This window comes from Micromonospora sp. NBC_00617 (genome assembly GCF_045161355.1).
GTDB lineage: Bacteria > Actinomycetota > Actinomycetes > Mycobacteriales > Micromonosporaceae > Micromonospora.
Genome location: NZ_CP107751.1, coordinates 678,391 through 696,957, shown reverse-complemented (window position 1 = coordinate 696,957; position 18,567 = coordinate 678,391). Strand labels below are relative to the sequence as shown.

Genomic DNA, 18,567 nt, shown 5'->3' with positions numbered 1-18,567 from the left:
GCCCGGCGGGTCGCACCCGTGCGATCCCAGTGGGCGGGCGGCGCGCGGGTGAGCCAGGAGGCACCGGTACCTGCGAATCCGGGCGATGTCGGGCACCCTGTGCCAGGCTCTGTGGCATGGACGACAAGACCATCCTGAACCGGATCTCCGAGCTGGTCGACGAGGAACACCGGCTGCGCGCGGACGCCCAGGCCCACGAGTCGGGCACCGAGGGCGAGGCCAGCGAGCGGCTACGCGCCCTGGAGGAGTCCCTCGACCAGTGCTGGGACCTGCTACGCCGCCGTCGGGCCGCCCGAGCCACCCACGGCGACCCGGACTCCCAGGGCGAACGCCCCAAGCCCGAGGTCGAGCGCTACCTGCAGTGACGGGTGGGGGCGAGTCGGGCAGCCGCTCGGGCCGCCCGACCCGCTCCGGTCAGCGGATGCCCGCCTCCCGCAGCAGCTCCCCCGTCAGAGCACCGGGGTCGACCAGCTCGGTGCTCAGCCCCCGGGCCACGAACCAGGCGCTGACCACCCGCACGTCGCGGGCCAGGAATTCGGGCCCTTGCGGGTTCGCCACCACGTCGACCACCTGCGGCAGATCGATCACGACCAGCCGCCCGGAGTGCACCAGCAGGTTGTACGGCGACAGGTCGCCGTGGGCGTAGCCGGCCCGGGCCAGCACGCGCAGCGCCTCGACCAGTTGGCCCCACAGGTCGCGCAGCTCCGCCGGGTCGGGCCGTAGCTGGGCCAGCCGGGGCGCGGCCAGCCCCGACTCGGCGTCGCCGACGAACTCCAACATCAGTTCGGTGCCCCGCAGCTGCACGGGGTAGGGCACGGCGATCCGGTCGTGCCCGGCGCCGATCTCCCAGAGCCGGGCCAGCGCGTCGAACTCGGCCGCCGCCCACTGCCCGGCGATCATCTGCCGGCCGAACGCCGTCCGGCCGGCCATCGCCCGGTTCTCCCGGGACCGCCGCACCCGGCGACCTTCCAGGTAGCCGGCGTCGCGGTGGAACAGCCGGTGCTCGGCGTCCCGGTATCGCTTGACCGCCAGCAGGCAGGACCGGTCCGTGTCCGGTACCGCACGGCGGACCAGGTGGACGTCCGCCTCCTTACCGGTCTTGAGCACACCCAGTTCGGTGTCCTTGGCGGCCAGCTCGGTGACCAGCCACTGCGGGTGCGGCGCAGGGCCGTGCACGGCGTCGTCCCACGACGACCAGCGTTCGCCGGTGGCCGGGTCAGGTTCGCCGTCGGGGTCGGCGAGCGGCTCGGTGGGCCGCCCGCGCTTCAGAAACTGCGGTTCGTCGTCGTCGAAGCGGCTCTTGCCGCGGCTGCGGCGCTCCAGCGCCGGCAGGTCATGATCGCGCACTGTGGTGAGGTTCCCTTGGTCGAGGCTGAGTTAGGAAGCTGGAAGCGACCTGCGAAGACGGCCATGACCGACCCCCTCTCCTCGACCGGGCGCACGCCCGGGTGCACGATGCGCCGCCCATGCTGCCGTCGCCCCGACGGCCGGTCAATCGAATTACCGCTGCCGCCGCCCCGGCCGGCGCACGCCGCGTCCGGCGGCGGCGAACCGTGAGCCGCTCCCGGCGACGGGCCGCCGACAGCGGTCGGTCTCCCGGTCCGCGGCCGTCAGCTCGCGAGCACCGTGGCGACCGCGGCGATCAGCCCGTCCGCCGTGCGGCTCGGCGCGAACCGGACGTCCGACCAGGTCCGTCCCCGGTGCAGCCAGACGCTGGGCAACCCGACGGCCGCAGCGCCGCCGATGTCCGCCTCCGGGCTGTCGCCGACCACCCAGGCGCCGCGCAGCGGCATCCGGACCCGCTGCGCGGCGAGCGCGAAGATCCGCGGGTTGGGCTTGCTGACCCCGGCCTCCTCGGAGATGACCCAGTCGGCGACGTACCGGTCCAGGCCGGTACGGCGGATCTTGGCGTCCTCCACGCGTACGGTGCCGTTGCAGACCACCACCGGCACCCAGCCCGCGTCGTCGGCGATCCGCAGCGCGCAGGCGGTCAGCGGATCGAGGCGGGTCTGCGCCACCACCCCGTCGTGCAGCTCCTCCACCAGGTCGATCGAGGGGATACGCAGCTCGTAGCGGTCCCGGATCGCGTCGGCCAGGTCCCAGCGGTCGGTCAACCCGTCCGCGTCGATCGAGAGCAGCCAATCGATGTCGGTGGGGGGCGCGCCGATACCGTCCAGGAAGCGCTCACCCCAGCGGCGGAACGGCCCGGCCCGATCCAGCAGGGTGTTGTCCAGGTCCAGCAGGAGCAGTGGCACTCGGGCACCCTACGGGACCGACGTGCCCGCCAACAGATCCCGCGGGTGTCGACCTGACGGTGGGCTCAACCGGTCAGCAACACCCGTGGGCCGCCCTGGGCCGGCAGCAGATCGGCGAGCATCGAATGGGCTGCCCGGGTGGCCGTGAGCTCGGCCGGATCGAGTGTCGCCGCCAGCACCGCCGTGCCCTCGTCAGCGCCCCGGGCGAGCGTACGTCCCTGCGGGTCGTAGATCGCCGCGCCGCCGTTGAACCGCCACGGGTCGCTGCCGCCGACCGCGTTGGCGAAGACCACGAACATCGTGTTGTCCAGGGCCCGCGCGGCGTAGTACAGGTCCCGGCGGTGCTCGGAGCCGGCCAGGTAGCCGCTGGGGCACAGGTAGGCGTGCGCGCCGTCGAGCGCGGCGGCCCGGCCGTGCTCGGGGAAGCAGCCGTCGTAGCAGATGCCCAACCCGAGCCGCCAGTCGTCGAGCAGCAGCGTGGCGCCCCGACCGCCGGGGGTGAACAGCGCGCGCTCGTCGCCCCACAACTGCTGCTTGTCGTACCCGACCCGGATCGTGCCGGCGCGGTCGACCACCAGGGCGGCGATGGTGCGCCGGCCGTCCGGGTGCCGCGCCGCCGCCCCGACCACCACGGTGATCCCGGCCGTGCGCGCCGCGGCGCGCAGCGGATCGAGGCGGGCGTCGGCGACCACCCCGGCCGGGTCGGCCGCCACGTCGGTACCGACCGGGTCGGCGGCGAGGGTCGGCGGGTGGTACGCGCACAGGTACAGCTCGGGGAGGACGGCCACCCGGGCACCCTGTCCGGCGGCCTGACGGACCAACTCGGCGGCTGCCGCCGCGTTGCCGGCGACGTCACCGGGGACGGGGGTGGCCTGGACGGTGGCGACGGTCAGCGCCGCGGTGGGCGTGGGGTGAAGCGGGGTCACCGGAGGATGGTAAACGGCACCGCACCAAGCCGTACGTACGGTTTGCATGGCCCGGGGTGACCTGCGACGATCGACGTGTGCCCAGAGTAAGCCAGGACCAGCTCGACGCCCGCCGGCAGGAGATCCTCGCCGCCGCGCGGGCGTGTTTCGCGCGGCTCGGCTACGAGGGAGCGACCGTCCGCCGCCTCGAGGAGGCCACCGGGCTGTCCCGAGGCGCCATCTTCCACCACTTCCGGGACAAGGACTCGCTCTTCCTCGCCGTCGCCGAGGACGACGCCGCCGCCATGGTCGAGACGGTGGCCCGCAACGGTCTGGTGCAGGTGATGCGCGACCTGCTGGCCCGCGCGGTCTCCCCCGACACCACCGGCTGGCTGGGCAGCCAACTGGAGGTCTCCCGCCGGCTGCGCACCGATCCGGCGTTCGCCAAGCGCTGGGCGGAGCGGTCCGCCGCGATCGCCGCGGCGACCCGGGACCGGTTGGCCCGCCAACGCGACGCCGGGGTGCTGCGCGAGGACGTACCGATCGACGTGCTGGCCCAGTTCCTGGAGCTGGCCTACGACGGCCTGGTGCTGCACCTGGCAATGGGCCGACCGGCCGGCGACCTGGGCCCGGTGCTCGACCTGGTCGAGGAGGCCGTCCGCCGCCGCTGAACGCCGGCCGCACACCGGGACGGGGACCGTGGCGGTCGTGCTCCACAATGGGGCCGCCGATCCCCTCCGGCGACAGGAGCAGCCGATGATCGTCCTCGCCGCGTCGGGCGACACCTGGGGCATCCCCGGCCCGACCTTCCTCCGGCTCTACCTCGTGGCGGCCGCCGTCGTGGTCGCCCTCGCGGTGCTGCACCGGGTCCGCCTCGCCACCGAAGGCGGGCACGCCGCCGCCGACCCGCTCGGCCCGCAACAGGTCGCGTACCTCAACGGTGGGCCCGCACTTGCCGTGCACGCCGCGCTCGGCGGGCTGCGCGGCAGCGGGGCGATCGGCGTACGGCCGGACCGTCGGCTGACCACCGTCGGGGCGGCGCCGACGGGGCTCACCCCGTTGGACAGCGCCATCCACTGGGCGGCCCACCAGCACTCCCGCGTCCGGGACCTGGGCCAGAACGAACGGGTGGTCACCGCGCTCGACCAGCTCCGCACCGGCCTCGAAGAGCGTGGCCTGCTCGTGAGCCCGACGCGACGCGCCACCGCACGGCGGTGGGCACGGCTCCTCGCCGCGCTGCTGGTGCTCGGCGTGGTGCGGCTGTTCGCCGGCCTGGCCAACGGGCGGCCCGTGGGCTACCTGCTGCTCACCCTGGTCGGGGTGCTGGTGGCGGTGCTGCTGCTCTGGCGGGTACCGCAGACCAGCCGGGCCGGTCGCGCCGCGCTGCGCGACCTGCGGAACCGGCACACCCACCTGGCCCCCGCCTCGGCCCCCGCGTACGCCACCTACGGCGCGGCGGGCGCGGCGATGGGCGTGGCGCTGTACGGCACGGCGTCGCTCTGGGCGATCGACCCGGGCTTCGCCGAGCAGGCCGAGATCCAGCGCCAGGCCATCGCCAGCAGCGGCTGGTCGTCGGGCTCCGGATCGTCGAGCAGCGGCAGCTCGTGTGGCGGCGGCAGCTCCTGCGGTGGCGGCAGTTCCTGCGGTGGCGGCAGTTCCTGCGGTGGCGGCGGTGGGTGCGGCGGATGACCGCCCCGTCCGGCGTCGGCATCGGCTGGCGTCCCGAGATCGCCGGTTTCGTGGCCGAGCTGCCCGGGCTGCGCTTCGCCGAGGTGGTGGCCGAGTCGGTGCCCGCGACCGGGCCGCTCCCGCCGGGGCTGGCGCAGCTGCGCGAGCGCGGCGTGAGCGTCGTACCGCACGGAGTGCGGCTCTCCCTCGGCGGCGCCGAGCCGGTCGACCCGGCCCGCGTCGCCCACCTGGCCGCGGTGGCGCAGCGGCTCGACGCCCCGCTGGTCAGCGAGCACATCGCCTTCGTCCGGGCCGGCGGGCTGGAGGCCGGGCACCTGTTGCCGCCGCCGCGCAGCGCCGAGGCGGTCGACGCGGTCTGCGCCAACGTGGCCCGGGCGCAGGCCGAGCTGCCCGTGCCGATCGCGCTGGAGCCGATCGCCGCCCTGTTCGACTGGCCCGACGACGAGCTGGACGAGGCGGACTTCCTCACCGAGATCCTCGACCGCACCGGTGCGCTGCTGCTGCTGGACATCGCCAACGTGCACGCCAACGCCCGCAACCGGGGCACCGATCCGCTCGCGCTGCTCGACCGGCTGCCGTTGGACCGGATCGGTTACGTGCACGTGGCCGGCGGGGCCGAGCACGGCGGGTTCTACCACGACACGCACACCGATCCGGTGCCGCCGGAGGTGCTGGAGCTGGTCCGCGCGCTCTGCGCCCGGCAGCGACCACCGGCGCTCCTGCTGGAACGCGACGGCGGCTACCCACCGGCCGCCGAGCTGCGCGCCGAACTGGACGCCCTGGCCGCCGCCGCCGGCTTCCCGGCCGTGACGTGACGGGCGCCGATCCCCGCGCCGGGCTCGCCGCGCGGCAGGCGGAGCTGGTGGCGACGCTGGTCGCCGGAGGTCCGCCGCCGGCGGGGTTCGCGGCCGGGCCGCTGGCCGCCACCCGGGCGGCGCTGCGCCGCAAACGGGCCGGTGAGGTGGCCCGGCACTGGCCGCTGCTCGCCGCCGGCCTCCGCGCGGCGTGGCCGGCGACCTTCGCCGAATGGGCCGCCGAGCGCCCCACCGCCGGGTCGCTGCGCGACGGTTGGGACCTGGCCCGGGCGCTGCGGGAGCGCGGCTCGCTGCCGCCGGCCGGCGCCGAGGAGCTGGCCGTCCGCGAGGCGGGCCTGCGCTATGACGGGCGTCGGGCGCCGCGCCCGCGCCGGCTGCCGGCCGTGGCCCGCGCCGGCGGCGCCGTCGCGGTGCAGATCGCCGGTCGGGTACGTCTGGTGCGCCCCGCCGCGCGTCCGCCCGCCCACCTTGGCGGGCCCGAGCCGGATGCGGCAGGATCGGCGACATGGATCTCGGACTGACCGACCGGGTGTACGTGCTCACCGGCGCCTCCCGCGGCCTGGGCTACGCGACGGCGCAGTGCCTGGTCGCCGACGGCGCGCGGGTGGTGCTCTCGGCCCGCGACGCCGACGCGGTCGACGCCGCCGCGCAGGGGCTGGGTGGCCCGGACCGGGCGGTCGGCGTCACCGCCGACCTGGCCGACCCGCAGACCCCGGAGCGGCTCGTCGCGGCGGCCCGGAAGCACTTCGGCCGGATCGACGGCGCGCTCATCTCGGTCGGTGGCCCACCCGCCGGCACCGCGGCGTCGATCACCGACGAGCAGTGGCGGCACTCCTTCGAGACCGTCTTTCTGGGCACCGTCCGCGCGGCGCGCACCGTCGCCGCCGCGCTGCCCGACGGAGGCGCGATCGGGCTGGTGCTCTCCACGTCGGCCCGCGGCCCGGTGCCCGGCCTCGGCATCTCCAACGGCCTGCGGCCCGGCCTGGTCGGCGTCGCCAAGGACATCGCCGACGACTACGGCCCGCGCGGCGTACGCGTGGTCGGCCTGCTGCCCGGCCGGATCCTGACCGACCGCAACCGGGAGCTGTTCGCCGCCACCGGCGACCCCGAGCGCGCCCGCGCCGAGGCGGAGGCGAGCATCCCGCTGCGACGCCTCGGCGACCCGGCCGAGTTCGGCCGGGTGGCCGCGTTCGTGCTCTCCCCCGCCGCGAGCTACCTCACCGGGATCACCCTGCCGGTGGACGGCGGCGCGCTGCGCGGCCTGTGACAACGGACGGCCGAGGCGGCGCTCCGACACCCGGCCCAGGCGGCCGATCCGGCGCTGTGCCGCCCGCGCTGGGCCGTCGTGCCGGCGCGGGTGCCGCGCATCCTCGACCGACCAAGGCGGAGTTGGCCGCCGCCACCGACCGGAGCATCCCCGACGTGCTCGCGCCCGCGCTGTCGGTGCTCTTCGTCGGGATCAACCCGGGCCTGTGGTCGGCCGCGACCGGCTGGCATTTCGCCCGGCCCGGCAACCGGTTCTGGCCGGCGCTGCACCTGGGCGGGTTCACTCCCCGGCTGCTGCACCCGAGCGAGCAGGGCGAGTTGCCGGCCCTCGGGCTCGGCATCACCAACATGGCCGCCCGGGCCAGCGCCCGCGCCGACGAGCTGACCGCCGAGGAACTTCTCGACGGCGCGGCGATCCTGACCGACAAGGTGGCCCGGCACCGGCCACGCTGGGTGGCCGTGGTGGGAGTGACCGCGTACCGGATCGGTTTTCAACGCCCGAAAGCCGCCTTCGGGCCACAGCCGGAGTCGCTGGCCGGGGCGCGGCTGTGGGTGCTGCCGAACCCGAGCGGCCTGAACGCGCACTTCACGCCGATCACGCTGGGCGCCGCGTTCGCCGAGCTGCGGGCGGCCACCGGCCTGCCGGCCCGCCGCCCCGGCTGAGGCCGTCGTCACCTCGTCGAATCCAGGTCCCGTACCGCTGGCATCAGACGAGACGCTGGATGCGGACCTTCGGGCGCTCGTTCCTCAGGTGGCCCTGCTTGTGCTGGCGAACCTGCTCGTCCCAGACCTCCTGGTCGTAATCCGGGCCCGGGGGAACCCATCGGTGGGAGCCATCGCTGTAGTGGAACTTCTCGTCTCCTGGACGCAGGATGCTCATCTCATCCAACCGAGGAATCGGTAGTGCAGGCGGCCGGCGGGGACATGAATCAGATCCTGGGTCGCCTCGACAAGCTGTGCGGCCAGATAGAGCGCAAGCGACACCCGGGCACGGCGATGCTCCATCAGCAACTCCCCCCGGCGGGTCTGGCAGGGCCAGTCCATCCCGCAGTCACCGCACGCCCAGGTGTGCCTGATCGGATGGTGCCTCGTCATCGCGGACTGTCCTGACTGGGCCAGTGACCACGGTTGATCGGGATGCGGTGACTGCTGCGGCAGGGAAGTTCCGCTCCACAGCGGCAAATTCGCCGCCAGTGCCGCCAGGACCAGATCGGGCGGTGCCGGCGGGCGAAGGCCAGGGCTGCCGCCAGCACGTACTCGTCATAGGTGACCCGCCTCATCGACTGTCGTCTCCTCGTGCTGCAGCTCTCGAAGGCGTGGATGCCCGATCGCGGGGGACGCGCCGGACATCCACGCCGGCAAGGACGACCCACAGCGCCAACCGGGAGAATCGACCTCCCCCGAAACCTCCCACAGGTACCGTTGGGTGGTCAAGGGCTGACGTAGGTGGTCTACTCGTGTTGCCAACCGAGGGGATCACTGTGCCACCGCGTTACCGCTATGAGCAGATCGCCGATGACCTCGCTGAACGCATCGCGTCCGACGAGTTTCCGCCCGGCTCTAAGCTGCCCAGCCGACGTGAGCTGATCGAGCACTACGGAGTCACGGAGCCCGTGATTGACCGCGCCATGCAGGTCTTGCGGATCAAAGGAATGACCGAGACCCTGCCAGGCGTGGGCGTCTTCGTAGCCGAATAGCACGATGCAGCTGCTTGAGCGACGCGACCGAGCCGACCGAACGGGCCGCTTGGGTGCACCGTCGTTACCCCCGCCGTGGGCGGTTCATCTGCGATGTCCGGCGAAGGTAGGGACGGTCCTCGCCGTGTCCATTCCGCCGGAAAGGTGATCCAGATGACCGCCCAGACTCGCTGGCAGGCATGGCATGAGCCCTATGCCGATGAGACGTCGACGCTGTCGGGTCGACTGCGGCTCGTGCAGCAGCACATCGCCTCGTGGCTTGATCAGCGTTCGGGCGAGCGGCTGACCGTGGTGAGCGCGTGCTCGGGGCAGGCACATGACCTCATCGGGGTCCTTGCCGCACGGCCGGATGCTGCTCATCGGGTCCGCGGAACCCTGCTTGAGTACGACGCCGGCAACGTAGCGGCCGCTCAGACCGCCGCCAGTCGGGCCGGGCTCACCAATCTCGTCATCAAGCAGTCCGACGCGGGCCAGCTCTCGTCATACGCCGGTGCGGTGCCGGCCGATTTGATGCTCATGGTCGGGGTCTTCGGCAACATTCCGGACGCCGACGTGAAGCGAACGATCGCTGCCCTGCCCCAGTTGTGCGCCGAGGGTGCCACGGTGATCTGGACTAGGGCGCGACGTGCACCGGACCTGACGCCAGCGGTGCGGGGGTGGCTTGGGGACGCCGGCTTCGTGGAGGTCGCGTTCGATGCCCCGGACGACGTGCGGTTCTCGGTCGGCGTCCACCTGTTCCAAGGCACCCCGCAACCGGTGAACGGCATGGGGACGATCTTCACTTTCCGGAACTGACGGCTCTGAGCGCTCGGACGGTCGGATCGAGCCCAGGCGATGAGGCGCTGGGATTACTGAGATCATCGACGCATGCGTGACGAGGACCTCGTAGGACTGTGGGACAGCGGCCCGTACGACTACGGGGCGATGGAGACAAGTTCGGTTTGCCTCAGGGGCGATGGCACCGGGTGGACCGCATGGGCGAACGCCGTCGGCGGTGCCTCGCTGAGTAATCTCACCTGGAGTTGCCCCGAAGAGGGTGCAGTTGAGATGCGATATACGTGGACGGTGTCGGGCAGCGGCTCCCCTGGTACACCACCCGTCCTCGTCGAGATCGAAGAGGACGGCCCCGACCACACAGTGGTTCGCACGCGGTACGCGGTCCGCATCGACACACCGCCCTTGGGCGATGGCCCGGTCACCAGCTTGCACGTGGATGAGAGCGTCGAGTTCGCTCGCCGCTTTGCTCTCCTGACTCGGGACGTCGATCCCGCCGGCCCACAAACCACGTGACCCCTTCGGCATGAACGAGCGGGTCAGTTGGCGGCGGCGGGCGGCATCGCCTCGTCGGCGACGTACGTGCCCAGGGGCATGACCACCGGCTCGGGGCCGGTCGCGTCCGCGAAGGGCCGGGGCGAGTCGGCGACCGCGAACTGGGTGCGGTACAGCTCGGCGTAGAGCCCGCCGACCGCGACCAGCTCGTCGTGGCGGCCCCGCTCGACGATCCGCCCGCCGTCGAGCACGAGGATCTGGTCGGCGTCGCGGACGGTGGAGAGTCGGTGCGCGATCACCAGGGCGGTACGCCCGGCCAGCGCCACTGACAGGGCCCGCTGCACGGCCGCCTCGCTCTCCGAGTCCAGGTGTGCGGTCGCCTCGTCGAGGATCACGATCGACGGGGCCTTGAGCAGCAGTCGGGCGATGGCGATGCGCTGCTTCTCGCCGCCGGAGAAGCGGTAGCCGCGCTCCCCCACCGTGGTGTCCAGCCCGTCGGGCAGCGACCGGACGAGGTCGGCGACCTGGGCGCCGGCGAGCGCCGCCCAGATCTCGTCGTCGGTGGCGTCCGGCTTGGCGTACCGCAGGTTCTCGGCGATCGTCTCGTGGAACAGGTGCGAATCCTGGGTGACGACGCCGATCTCGTCGCGCAGGGAGGCGAGTGTGGCGTCGCGCACGTCGGTCCCGCCGACCAGCACCTGACCGTCGGTGACGTCGTAGATGCGGGAGACGAGCATGGACAGCGTCGACTTGCCGGCGCCGGACGGGCCGACGAGGGCGACCATCTGCCCCGGCTCGACGCTGAACGAGACGCCCTTGAGCACCGGCTCGTTGACCGTCCGGTCGAGGGTGGCGACCTCCTCCAGCGAGGCGAGGGAGATCTCGGCGGCGCTCGGGTAGCGGAAGCGGACGTCGCGAAAGTCGACGCGACCGTTGCCGCGGGGCACCGGCACCGCGTCGGGCTTCTCGACGATGCCGGGTTCGAGGTCTAGCACCTCGAAGACGCGGTCGAAGGAGACCAGCGCGCTCATCACGTCCACCCGGACGTTGGAGAGCGCGGTGAGCGGCCCGTACAGCCGCGTGAGCAGCAGCGCGAGGGTCACCACGGTGCCCGCGCTGACGCCGCCGGTGACGGCGAGCCAACCGCCCAGGCCGTAGGTGAGCGCCTGCGCCAGCGAGGCGACCAGCAGCATCGCCACGAAGAACGTCCGGGAGTACATGGCGGACTGGATGCCGATGTCACGCACCCGCTCGGCCCGGTCGGCGAACCGGCGGGCCTCGATCTCGGGCTGGCCGAACAGCTTCACCAGCAGCGCCCCGGCCACCCCGAACCGCTCGGTCATGGTCGCGCTCATCTTGGCGTCGAGGTTGTACGCCTCGCGGGTGATGTCGGCCAGCCGCCGCCCGACCCGTCGAGCCGGGATGATGAAGATCGGCAGCAGCACCAGCGAGAGCGCGGTGATCTGCCAGGAGAGGGTGAACATCACCGCGGCGGTGAGGACCAGTTGGATGACGTTGCTGACCACACCGGACAGGGTGGAGGTGAACGCCCGCTGGGCGCCGAGAACGTCGTTGTTGAGCCGGCTGACCAGGGCGCCGGTCTGGGTGCGGGTGAAGAACTGCAACGGCATCCGCTGCACGTGGTCGTAGACCCGGGTACGCAGGTCGAGGATGATGCCCTCGCCGATGCGGGCCGAATACCACCGCTGGGCCAGGGACAGCAGCGCGTCGGCGACCGCCAGCCCGGCGATGAACAGGGCCAGCTTGACGACGAGCCGGCCGGCCTCGCTGCCGCCCCGGTTGATCGCGTTGATGACGTCACCGGCGAGCACCGGCGTGGCCACGCCGATGATGGCGGCCAGCACCACGGTGGCCAGGAAGACGATGATGTCGCGCCGGTAGGGCTGGGCGAAGGCCACGATGCGGCGGGCCACGCCGCGCTTGAGCCGGTGGGTGGAGACCTCGTCGCGGTTACGCATCGACCGGAGCATGCTCCACCCGGCCATGCCACCGCCGGACATCGGGTTGGACACCGCTCACCTCCGGGTCGTCGGGTGGACCACACACGTCAGGTCAATTCTCCCGACGACTCTGACAACCTCTGTCGTAACCCGGATCTTCCCGTACGGTCCTTACTATTCTCCGCGGCCGGCCAGATCCCGCAGGCGGCGGGTCTGCGCCTCCCGCTCGGCGCGCTGCTGGTCGGCGTGCGACCGCCCCGCCGCGCCGGCGAGCAGGGCCTTGATCTCCACCACCGCGTCGCGGGGCCCGGCCAGCAGGCCCGCGGTCAGGTCGCGGACCGCGCCGTCCAGCTCGGCCGGCGGTACGACAAGAGTGGCCAGGCCGATCCGGTCCGCCTCGGCGGCGTCCAGCCGGCGGCCGGTCGCGCAGATCTCCAGCGCCCGGGAATAGCCGACCAGCTCGACGAGGCGCTTCGTGCCGGCCAGGTCGGGCACCAGCCCGAGCGTCACCTCGGCCATCGACAACTTCGCGTCGGCGGCCAGGACCCGCAGGTCACAGGCCAGAGCGAGTTGGAAACCCGCGCCGATCGCGTGCCCCTGCACGGCGGCCACGGAGATGACGTCCGGCCGGTGCAGCCAGGTGAAGCCGGCCTGGAACGCCGCGATCTGCTCGGCGCACTCCTGCTCGGGCAGCGTGGCCAGCTCGGCGAACGACCCCGGGCCGGAGGCGCCAGCCACCGCGAGGTCGAGGCCGGCGGAGAACGCACGCCCCTCGCCACGCACCACCACCACCCGGACGTCGCCGGGCAGGTCGCGGGAGAAGTCGCTCATCGCGCGCCACATCGCCGGCGTCTGGGCATTGAGCACGTCGGGCCGGCACAACGTCACCGTGGCAACCGGCCCGTCGCAGGTCAGCCGAACCCCGGTCGCCTCGGCGGTCACCGGGCTGCCCGGGGCGCGGCGCTGGTGAACGACGCGAAGGGGCGGGTCACGCCTTCTTGCGGCGCCGGGCACCGCCGCGCTGACGCAGCTGAACCCCGGACTCGGTGAGCACTCGGTGGATGAACCCGTAGGAACGGCCGGTCGAGGCCGCCAGCGCGCGGATGCTCTCCCCCGACGTGTACCGCTTTACCAGGTCCTTGGCGAGCGTCTGACGCTCGGCTCCGACGATCCGGCGACCCTTCTCAGTGCTGGTGGCTGTGCCAGTGGCTGCCATGCTGTGTCCTCACGTCCCAGACTGTGCGGTTCGGATACGGTCCCACCTATTAGACCGCCTCGGACGATCATGCGCCAGATATCAACTCTTCGCCAACCGACACGCTATGCAATGTCAGCTTCCCGATAGAGTGATCCTCGCGATCGGTCCCGGCACACCGTCCGGAAGAGCCACCGCCGAGCGGCGACGCCTCGGCCCGTACGCTCCCGGGCGTGATCGACCTGCTGGGCACCACGGCCGGAGCGGCGGTGGTCTTCGCCGCCACCGACATCGACGACATCGTCATTCTCACGCTGTTCTTCGTGGCGGCCCGCACCACCGGCCGGCCCCGCACCTGGCAGATCGTCGCCGGCCAGTACCTCGGCATCGGCGCGCTCGCGCTGGCCAGCGCGGTGGTCGCCGCCGGGTTGCTGGTCGTGCCGGACCCGTGGACCGGGCTGCTCGGCCTGCTGCCGATCGCGCTGGGCATCCGCGCGCTGCGCGGCTCGGACGACGACGAGCCGGCCACGGTCGTCACCGGGACACTCGGCGTGGCCGGGGTGACCATCGCCAACGGCGCCGACAACGTGGCCGTCTACGTACCCGTGTTCCGGGCTCTCGGCCCCGGCGACAGCGCGGTCTTCCTGCTGGTCTTCGTGGTGTTCGTCGGCCTGTGGTGCGCCGCCGCGGCCTGGCTGGGTGGACACCGCAGGGTGGTCCGGCTGGTGGAGCGCGCCGGCCACTGGCTGGTGCCGGCGATCTTCGTCGCCATCGGCGTGGTGATCCTGGTCAGCTCCGGCGTGCTCAGCCGGTTGGTGGACCTGTTCGGCTGAGAACGGGCCGGGCCGACAGCCTGGCCCGGACGGGAACCGGTGGCACGACGCCCGACCCGGACAGCCCCGAGCCCGACGGCCCGAGCCGGCCCGGTCAGGCCAGCTCGACCAGTTCGAGGAGGTCGTCGCTCCAGGCGTCCTCGTCGCCGTCGGGCAGCAGGATCGCGCGGTCGGGCTTGAGCGCCAGCACCGCGCCGGGGTCGTGCGTGACCAGCACGATCGCGCCCGGGTAGTTGGCGATCGCGTCGAGCACCTGCTCGCGGCTGACCGGGTCGAGGTTGTTCGTCGGCTCGTCCAGCAGCAGCACGTTGGCGCCGGAGCAGACCAGCGTGGACAGGGCCAGCCGGGTCTTCTCGCCACCGGAGAGCACCCCGGCCGGCTTGTTCACGTCGTCGCCGGAGAACAGGAACGCGCCGAGGATCTTGCGCAGGTCGGTGTCGGACTGCTCGACGGCGGCGGCGCGCATGTTCTCCAGCACCGTCCGCTCCACGTCCAGCGTCTCGTGCTCCTGGGCGTAGTAGCCCAACCGCAGCCCGTGCCCCGCGTGCACCTCGCCGGTGTCCGGGGTGAGCAGCCCGCCGAGCATCCGCAGCAGCGTCGTCTTGCCCGCGCCGTTGAGCCCGAGGATGGCCACCCGGGAACCCCGGTCCACCGCGACGTTGACGTCGGTGAAGATCTCCAGCGAGCCGTACGACTTGGACAGGCCGGTCGCGGTGAGTGGCGTCTTGCCGCACGGGGCCGGGCTGGGAAAGCGCACCTTGGCCACCCGGTCGGCGACGCGCACCTCCTCCAGGCCGGAGATCAGCTTCTCGGCGCGGCGGGCCATGTTCTGCGCGGCCACGGTCTTGGTGGCCTTGGCGCGCATCTTGTCGGCCTGCGCCATCAGCGCGCCGGCCTTCTTCTCGGCGTTGGCCCGCTCCCGGCGGCGGCGGCGCTCGTCGGTCTCGCGAGCCTCCAGATACGCCTTCCAGCCCAGGTTGTAGACGTCGATCACGGACCGGGTGGCGTCGAGGAACCAGACCTTGTTGACCACCGACTCCAGCAGCGCGCCGTCGTGGGAGATCACGATGAGGCCGCCCTTGTGGTTGGCGAGGAAGCCGCGCAGCCAGGTGATCGAGTCCGCGTCGAGGTGGTTCGTCGGCTCGTCGAGCAGCAGGATGCCGCCGCCGTTCTCACCGGCGTCGCGGAACAGGATCCGCGCCAGCTCGATACGCCGACGCTGACCGCCGGAGAGGGTGCCGATGGTCTGGGCGAGCGCGCGGTCCGGCAGCCCCAGGTTGGCGCAGATCCGGGCGGCCTCGGCCTCGGCCGCGTACCCGCCGAGGGCGGCGAACTGGTCCTCCAGCGCGCCGTAGCGGCGGACCAGCTTCTCGTCGGCGTCCTCGGCGAGGCGTTCCTCGATCTCCTTCATCTGGGCCATCAACACGTCCAGGCCGCGGGCGGAGAGCACCCGGTCGCGGCCGGTGACCTCAAGGTCGCCGGTGCGCGGGTCCTGCGGGAGGTAGCCGATGGCGCTGCGCTGGTCGATCTGCCCGCCGTACGGCTGCCCCTCGCCGGCGAGCACCTTCAGGGTGGTGGTCTTGCCGGCACCGTTGCGGCCGACCAGGCCGATCCGGTCACCGGGCTGCACACGCAGGGTGGTGTCGGACAGCAGGATCCGGGAGCCGGCGCGCAACTCCAGGCCGGTGGCAGTGATCATCTTGTGGGACTCGCTCTCGGGGTCTGGAAGGCTGACTCAGGGCACGCGAAAGCGCCGGCGGGCGGTGGGCCCGTCGGCGCGGGGCGGTTCAGCCTTCGCAGCGCGGCACGGGACAAGTGTACCGGGCGTTCCCTGGCGACCCGCCCGGATTACCAATCAAGATCATCGGGTACCGGAACGCCTGTCCGGACCCCGTCCGGCACTGAAGCGACGAAACGACATACACCAGACATTCATCGGCATACGGCGATCGGGGTCAACATGGAACTCAACGAGCGGGCCGAGCTCGACACCTCCCAGGCCAACGACCTGGGTCGAGGCGGCGGCTCGGGCGGCGGCGGCATCGGCATCCCCATCCCGGGCGGCGGCGGCCGGGGCGGCATCATCGGCATCGTGGTCGCCGTGCTCATCGCCCTGCTCGGCGGGGGCTTCGGCCTCAACGCCATGACCAACGGCGACGAGGGCGGCCAGGCCGGGGGTGACGACCTGGACCAGGTGTGCTCCACCGCGAACCCCGACCGTCTCGACGACGCGCGCTGCCGCAACCTGCTCTACGTCAACAGCATCCAGGCCTACTGGCAGAAGGCGTACCCGGAGCTGGGCAACGGCAAGTACGAGCCCACCGACACCAACTTCTTCCAGGCGGCGGTGAACACCGGCTGCGGCCAGGCCGACTCGGGCGTCGGCCCGTTCTACTGCCCCGCCGACAGGCAGGTGTACATCGACCTGAGCTTCTACGACGAGCTGGCCACCCGGTTCGGGGCCAAGGGCGAGTTCGCCCAGCCGTACGTGCTCGCCCACGAGTACGGTCACCACGTCCAGAACCTGCTCGGCACCAACGCCAAGGCCGGCCAGGGCAACCAGAGCGGCCCCCGTTCCGCCTCCGTGCGGCTGGAGTTGCAGGCCGACTGCTACGCCGGCGCCTGGGCGAAGCACGCCACCGAGAGCAAGGACAAGACCGGCCGGCAACCACTGTTCACGTCGATCACCGAGGCCGACATCAGCCAGGCCGTCGACACCGCCGAGGCGATCGGTGACGACAGCATCCAGGAACGCTCCGGCGGGCGGGTCAACCCGGACCAGTTCACCCACGGCACGTCCGAGCAGCGCAAGCGCTGGTTCACCCAGGGCTACGACCGCGGCGACCCGAAGAACTGCGACACCTTCGGCACCGACCAGCTCTGACATCCGTACCGCACCGTCGTGGCAGGTCCTTCGGGGCCTGCCACGACCATGTTCGCCGTCAGTCGAACCGGGAGACCCGGTAGTGACCGATCAACGTCTCCCCTGCGACCCGCCGTCGCTGGTGAGGGCCGGACGGTCCGCACATCCGACGGAACGCGCGCCGCCGACGTCACTGGGCGAGGTTGGGCTCCGGGTCGCGCAGCCGGATCCGTACCGCCCGGGCCGCGCCCACCGCCGCGACCAGCACCGCGTGCCGCGGCTCCGGCACGTCGAGCAGCCGCTCGGCCCGCAGCGGCACGAGCGGGGCCAACCGCCGGTCGGCCAGCACCGTGTCCACCGCCCGCCGGTCACCGCCGCAGACGAGGGCCGCGAGCCGCGCCGCCTCCGGCAACAGCAGGCGTACGGCCAGGTCCGCCGCGTCGCCCAGCGCCGCCTTGGCCTGGTTGTCGCGGCGGCGGGCGAACCGGTGCTGCGACCACCCCCCGGCGGCGGTGCGCCCCTGCACGTACCGGGTGTCCACCTTGGAGACCACGAGGTCGGGGCCCTGCGCCACACCGATCGCCACCGCACCCTTGCGGGCCAGCAGTAGGCCGAGCCGGTGCGGTGCGCTGGCGGCGGCGACGAAGGCGGCCACGTCCGCGCCGACCGGAGCGCCCGGTGCGGCGTACAGCTCGGCGGTGGTCCCGTCGGGGGCGGCGAGCAGCAGGCCGTACTCCCGCGCGGTGGTGGTGGGCGGGCCGTGCCGGTCGGCGAAGCCCTCGACCCAGCGGCCGACGCGGGCCGGGTCGACCTCGACCCACCGGCCGCCCCCGGCTGCGGGTCGACTGGTCACGGCCCCGACCGTACGCCACGGCGGCTCGGGTCGGGGCGTCGGGCGGGTACGGCTCAGCCCGGCAGCAGCGCCGCCACCGCGAGCGCGGCGATGAGCGCGCTGGAGACCAGGCCGGTGACCAGCCGGCCACGCGGCCCGGTCAGCGCCCGGCCGACCACCGTGCCGCCGCCCGCGTTGAGCAGTTGCCAGCTCGCCGACGCCAGGAACACACCGGCCACGAAGAGCCCGGCGGTCAGCCCGTTCGGGTCCGCGGTGTCCCGGCGGCCGAGCACCAGCGCGGCGAAGTAGAGCACGGTCGTCGGGTTCAGCAGGGTCAGCCCGAGCACCACCGCGTACGCCCGCCCGGGAGTGCGCAGGCCCCCGCCGGCCGATGGCGCCGGCCGGGCGCGGTGGGTGGTCCACGTGCGCCAGAGGCCGTGCGCGGCGAGCCCCAGCAGGACCACGGCGGCGACCACCCGCAGCGGACCGGCCGCCGGGGCGACGACCCCGGCCAGGCTCGCGCCGCCGAGCGCGGCGACCGCCGCGTAGAGCCCGTCGGCCGTCGCCACCGCGAGCGCCGCGGCCGCGCCGACCCGGAACGAGGTACGGGCACTGAGCCCCAGGATGAGGATCGCGATCGCGCCGACCGGGATGGCGACGCCGTACCCGGCCACCAGACCGGCGAGAAAGGCGCCGCTCACGACGACGGGCGACGGGTCGAGGGCACCCCGGGCACGGTGCGCTGTCGACGCGCGGCGGTGGCCGCACGGACAGAAACCTGCATCGGGTACGCCTCGATCACAGTCGGCATCCTGCGCGCCACACCCAAGCCCCCGCAACGGAGTTTCCCCACGCCCACGGGCCCCACGCCACGAGCCCGCGCCACGGTGTGACCGCGCCACGGTGTGCCTCGCGCGCCCCATGCGCCCCATTCGCCCACGCGCGGCCCCACGGGCCCCACGCTCGCGGCCCCCCACGCACGCGCCC

Annotated in this window: 23 protein-coding genes; 12 read left to right on the top strand and 11 right to left on the bottom strand. The window is 73.1% G+C overall.

Annotated elements, in window-relative coordinates; genetic code table 11:
* Positions 1 to 116 precede the first annotated feature (116 nt).
* Entirely contained in the window at positions 117 to 365 is a 249-nt protein-coding gene (locus tag OG505_RS03275; RefSeq protein ID WP_355248839.1) for a DUF2630 family protein, read from the top strand.
* A gap of 49 nt (positions 366 to 414) precedes the next feature.
* Here OG505_RS03275 and OG505_RS03270 read toward each other — a convergent pair whose 3' ends face one another.
* The 3 genes from OG505_RS03270 to OG505_RS03260 all read right to left on the bottom strand — a co-directional run bounded on the left by OG505_RS03270 (position 415) and on the right by OG505_RS03260 (position 3,181).
* Positions 415 to 1,347, bottom strand: a complete 933-nt coding sequence (locus OG505_RS03270) for a serine protein kinase RIO (protein ID WP_405430866.1) — start codon at positions 1,345 to 1,347, stop codon at positions 415 to 417.
* 263 nt (positions 1,348 to 1,610) lie between these two features.
* Entirely contained in the window at positions 1,611 to 2,255 is a 645-nt protein-coding gene (locus OG505_RS03265; RefSeq protein WP_405430865.1) for an HAD family hydrolase, read from the bottom strand.
* 65 nt (positions 2,256 to 2,320) lie between these two features.
* Positions 2,321 to 3,181: a carbon-nitrogen hydrolase family protein gene (locus OG505_RS03260; RefSeq protein WP_405430863.1), complete on the bottom strand. Its 861-nt coding sequence runs from the start codon at positions 3,179 to 3,181 to the stop codon at positions 2,321 to 2,323.
* 77 nt (positions 3,182 to 3,258) lie between these two features.
* On the opposite strand from OG505_RS03260, the gene OG505_RS03255 reads away from it, so the two are divergent.
* The 6 genes from OG505_RS03255 (at position 3,259) to mug (ending at position 7,593) form a co-directional block, all read left to right on the top strand.
* The gene (locus tag OG505_RS03255) at positions 3,259 to 3,831 is read left to right on the top strand and encodes a TetR/AcrR family transcriptional regulator (RefSeq protein WP_405430862.1); all 573 of its coding nucleotides are present in this window, start codon (positions 3,259 to 3,261) and stop codon (positions 3,829 to 3,831) included.
* 85 nt (positions 3,832 to 3,916) lie between these two features.
* Positions 3,917 to 4,849: a TIGR04222 domain-containing membrane protein gene (locus tag OG505_RS03250; protein ID WP_405430860.1), complete on the top strand. Its 933-nt coding sequence runs from the start codon at positions 3,917 to 3,919 to the stop codon at positions 4,847 to 4,849.
* Positions 4,846 to 5,664: a DUF692 domain-containing protein gene (locus tag OG505_RS03245; RefSeq protein ID WP_405430859.1), complete on the top strand. Its 819-nt coding sequence runs from the start codon at positions 4,846 to 4,848 to the stop codon at positions 5,662 to 5,664. The genes OG505_RS03250 and OG505_RS03245 overlap by 4 nt, the downstream gene beginning before the upstream one ends.
* Entirely contained in the window at positions 5,661 to 6,185 is a 525-nt protein-coding gene (locus tag OG505_RS03240) for a hypothetical protein (RefSeq protein ID WP_405430857.1), read from the top strand. Before OG505_RS03245 ends, OG505_RS03240 begins: the two co-directional genes overlap by 4 nt.
* Positions 6,170 to 6,931 carry an SDR family oxidoreductase gene (locus tag OG505_RS03235; protein WP_405430856.1) on the top strand — a complete coding sequence of 254 codons (762 nt, stop codon included), beginning with the start codon at positions 6,170 to 6,172 and terminating at the stop codon, positions 6,929 to 6,931. The genes OG505_RS03240 and OG505_RS03235 overlap by 16 nt, the downstream gene beginning before the upstream one ends.
* Positions 6,932 to 6,987: 56 nt before the next feature.
* A complete protein-coding gene (mug, locus tag OG505_RS03230; protein ID WP_405430855.1) occupies positions 6,988 to 7,593 on the top strand; it encodes a G/U mismatch-specific DNA glycosylase in 606 nt (201 codons plus the stop codon).
* 43 nt (positions 7,594 to 7,636) lie between these two features.
* Here the strand turns inward: mug and OG505_RS03225 are convergent, their stop codons facing one another.
* Both OG505_RS03225 and OG505_RS03220 read right to left on the bottom strand, forming a co-directional pair.
* Positions 7,637 to 7,810 carry a hypothetical protein gene (locus OG505_RS03225; RefSeq protein ID WP_405430854.1) on the bottom strand — a complete coding sequence of 58 codons (174 nt, stop codon included), beginning with the start codon at positions 7,808 to 7,810 and terminating at the stop codon, positions 7,637 to 7,639.
* Positions 7,807 to 8,025 (bottom strand): flavin reductase, encoded by a 219-nt coding sequence (locus tag OG505_RS03220; RefSeq protein WP_405430852.1) that lies wholly within the window; start codon positions 8,023 to 8,025, stop codon positions 7,807 to 7,809. The genes OG505_RS03225 and OG505_RS03220 overlap by 4 nt, the downstream gene beginning before the upstream one ends.
* 362 nt (positions 8,026 to 8,387) lie before the next feature.
* On the opposite strand from OG505_RS03220, the gene OG505_RS03215 reads away from it, so the two are divergent.
* The 3 genes from OG505_RS03215 to OG505_RS03205 all read left to right on the top strand — a co-directional run bounded on the left by OG505_RS03215 (position 8,388) and on the right by OG505_RS03205 (position 9,917).
* Positions 8,388 to 8,627, top strand: a complete 240-nt coding sequence (locus tag OG505_RS03215) for a winged helix-turn-helix domain-containing protein (RefSeq protein ID WP_405430851.1) — start codon at positions 8,388 to 8,390, stop codon at positions 8,625 to 8,627.
* Positions 8,628 to 8,780: 153 nt separating this feature from the next.
* A complete protein-coding gene (locus tag OG505_RS03210; RefSeq protein ID WP_405430850.1) occupies positions 8,781 to 9,422 on the top strand; it encodes an SAM-dependent methyltransferase in 642 nt (213 codons plus the stop codon).
* A 72-nt stretch (positions 9,423 to 9,494) separates the two neighbouring features.
* On the top strand, positions 9,495 to 9,917 hold the full coding sequence (locus OG505_RS03205) for a hypothetical protein (RefSeq protein ID WP_405430849.1): 423 nt from the start codon (positions 9,495 to 9,497) through the stop codon (positions 9,915 to 9,917).
* A gap of 23 nt (positions 9,918 to 9,940) precedes the next feature.
* Here OG505_RS03205 and OG505_RS03200 read toward each other — a convergent pair whose 3' ends face one another.
* From OG505_RS03200 to OG505_RS03190, 3 genes are all read right to left on the bottom strand, one after another.
* Positions 9,941 to 11,917 (bottom strand): ABC transporter ATP-binding protein, encoded by a 1,977-nt coding sequence (locus OG505_RS03200; protein WP_405434357.1) that lies wholly within the window; start codon positions 11,915 to 11,917, stop codon positions 9,941 to 9,943.
* Between the two features lie 114 nt (positions 11,918 to 12,031).
* Complete coding sequence (locus OG505_RS03195) at positions 12,032 to 12,799, bottom strand: enoyl-CoA hydratase/isomerase family protein (RefSeq protein ID WP_405430848.1); 768 nt, start codon at positions 12,797 to 12,799, stop codon at positions 12,032 to 12,034.
* Between the two features lie 46 nt (positions 12,800 to 12,845).
* Complete coding sequence (locus OG505_RS03190; protein ID WP_007462679.1) at positions 12,846 to 13,073, bottom strand: helix-turn-helix domain-containing protein; 228 nt, start codon at positions 13,071 to 13,073, stop codon at positions 12,846 to 12,848.
* 212 nt (positions 13,074 to 13,285) lie between these two features.
* On the opposite strand from OG505_RS03190, the gene OG505_RS03185 reads away from it, so the two are divergent.
* Positions 13,286 to 13,885 (top strand): cadmium resistance transporter, encoded by a 600-nt coding sequence (locus OG505_RS03185; protein WP_405430846.1) that lies wholly within the window; start codon positions 13,286 to 13,288, stop codon positions 13,883 to 13,885.
* Positions 13,886 to 13,979: 94 nt separating this feature from the next.
* Here the strand turns inward: OG505_RS03185 and OG505_RS03180 are convergent, their stop codons facing one another.
* Positions 13,980 to 15,584, bottom strand: coding sequence for an ABC-F family ATP-binding cassette domain-containing protein (locus OG505_RS03180; RefSeq protein WP_405430845.1), 1,605 nt, complete (start codon positions 15,582 to 15,584; stop codon positions 13,980 to 13,982).
* Positions 15,585 to 15,845: 261 nt separating this feature from the next.
* Between OG505_RS03180 and OG505_RS03175 the strand changes: the two genes are divergently transcribed.
* The gene (locus tag OG505_RS03175; protein WP_405430844.1) at positions 15,846 to 16,769 is read left to right on the top strand and encodes a neutral zinc metallopeptidase; all 924 of its coding nucleotides are present in this window, start codon (positions 15,846 to 15,848) and stop codon (positions 16,767 to 16,769) included.
* Between the two features lie 169 nt (positions 16,770 to 16,938).
* Here the strand turns inward: OG505_RS03175 and OG505_RS03170 are convergent, their stop codons facing one another.
* Positions 16,939 to 17,601, bottom strand: coding sequence for an acVLRF1 family peptidyl-tRNA hydrolase (locus tag OG505_RS03170; RefSeq protein WP_405430842.1), 663 nt, complete (start codon positions 17,599 to 17,601; stop codon positions 16,939 to 16,941).
* Between the two features lie 53 nt (positions 17,602 to 17,654).
* On the bottom strand, positions 17,655 to 18,281 hold the full coding sequence (locus OG505_RS03165) for a LysE family transporter (protein WP_405430841.1): 627 nt from the start codon (positions 18,279 to 18,281) through the stop codon (positions 17,655 to 17,657).
* Positions 18,282 to 18,567 lie beyond the last annotated feature (286 nt).